General features: G+C 42.6%; 1 protein-coding gene. It reads right to left on the reverse strand.

All coding sequences use genetic code 11. From position 1 onward, the window contains the following. Positions 1–1802 (reverse strand): sialidase family protein (locus tag GMD6S_RS11770; RefSeq protein ID WP_000315384.1); only part of this gene is annotated, 1802 nt, incomplete at both ends.

Consider the following 1802-nt stretch of genomic DNA (forward strand, 5'->3'; position numbering starts at 1 on the left):
GCCAATTGAAGGGTCGGAGCCTTGTTGACCAATACTTCCGAATCGAACTCCATGGCTATAATGCCTGGCCATTTTTGGATAGCATATTTTACTTTTGCTTCTTTAGGAGAAACTCTTTCCTTGGTCAAGAAATCCCAGTTGAACTTCTTGAAGGAAAGTGTGTATGGAACACCTCCAGGAGCATGGTGTTCATATAAAAGTCCAAATTCATCTGGTCCGATTTGTTGAAGTGAGTTATAAGCATACTCACCTTCTTGAATCAAATGGTGGTGCAACCAAGTTAACTGACCATCTTCTTCTACACGAGCCACTCGAATATAACCATTTTTACGACCAGGACCATTTGCATTTGCTAATAGAATATACTCTTTGCCATTTTGAACCGTGTGAGTCGCAGCCATTTGAACATAAACGTCTGGCACATCGTAGCGTTCAACGTTATTGTCCCAAGTTAGACCACCATCATGACTGGTTGCAACCTGTAGATCTTCTGTCAACCCACGCATAAAGAGTTTGAGGTCCCCATTGTTTAACTGAACAACTGAAGCTTCTGTATTTTGAGCATAATAATTACTCATGGTACTTGAATCGACTACTGTACCATCATAAAGTGTACGATTGTCGTTGACACCACCACCCATATGCCAAGTCTTACCATGGTCGTCTGAGTAGATGATTCGAGATGATTGAGAACCATTGAGGTGGTTAGCCCGGTTGGTCGTATAGACAGGAACGACGATTCGACCTTTATGTGGTCCAGTACGAAGGGTAATCCCCACTCCAGGACCTACTCCTAGGAATTTCATCCAATCGGCTTTGACCATAGGAGTAATATCTTGAGGCGCTGACCAGGTCTTCCCGTCGTCATCGCTGTAAGACATCCATAGGTAGCTATCCTTCGCAATTCTAAATGGAGAAGTTTTGTTTGTTGTGAAGTAGATATTGCCCAGTAGCTGGTCACCCTTGTATAGATCACCCTTGTCGCTATAGGCCGGTTTAACAGGTTCTACAACAACACGGTAGTCTGTTGCTTTACCATCTGGAGTGTAAACTGTACCATTTTCTCGAATAGTATAAGCTTCCTGTTCACCTTCTCGATAGAGGAGTTGATAGGTTTTACCATTGATTTCTTTGTAGGCTTCTTCTTTTTGCGAAGACATTCCAAAGATTCCTTTTCCTTCTGGGAACATGTCATAAATGGCAAAAATGCGTTTGGTTTCAGGATCTTGAGTCAGGGTCATATCGATATTCACTGGTGAACCGATTGATGGATCAGAAGCCTTTGGATTGTCACGTAGGTTGGTAATAGTTACTCGATCTCCCCAAGTTTTACCATTATCTTCACTGCGTCTGATGACCATGCCGATATCACCCCAGTCACTCGAATGGAGACGACGTTCATCTGCACCTGCAATCAGCGTTCCTTTATCTGTCTTGAGAAGAGCTGGGATACGATAACTCTTGATACCATCTTTATTTGGTTGGTTGTTCATTCCACCTTCAAAGACGTCTTCTTTCTCTGAGATTTTCGCTCCCTCAGGAAGTTTCTTTTCTAAATCACCTCTTTCAAATAGTTGACTTCTTGTCTGAACTTCATCTGGGCTTAAAGCACGATCATAAACAGTTAGGTTTCGCACTTGTAGGTTTGATGCCCAAACTGTTTTATTGGCCCGTTTGGTTGCTCCAAGTTGAACTTGATTAACATCTGGCATATCTTTGATAAAGTTACCAGATTTGAGGCTTGTTCGAGATAAGACACCGTTCACATAGAGACGAACTCGACCATGAGGTAACTCCGCTGT

It is taken from the genome of Streptococcus sp. GMD6S, from assembly GCF_000297015.1.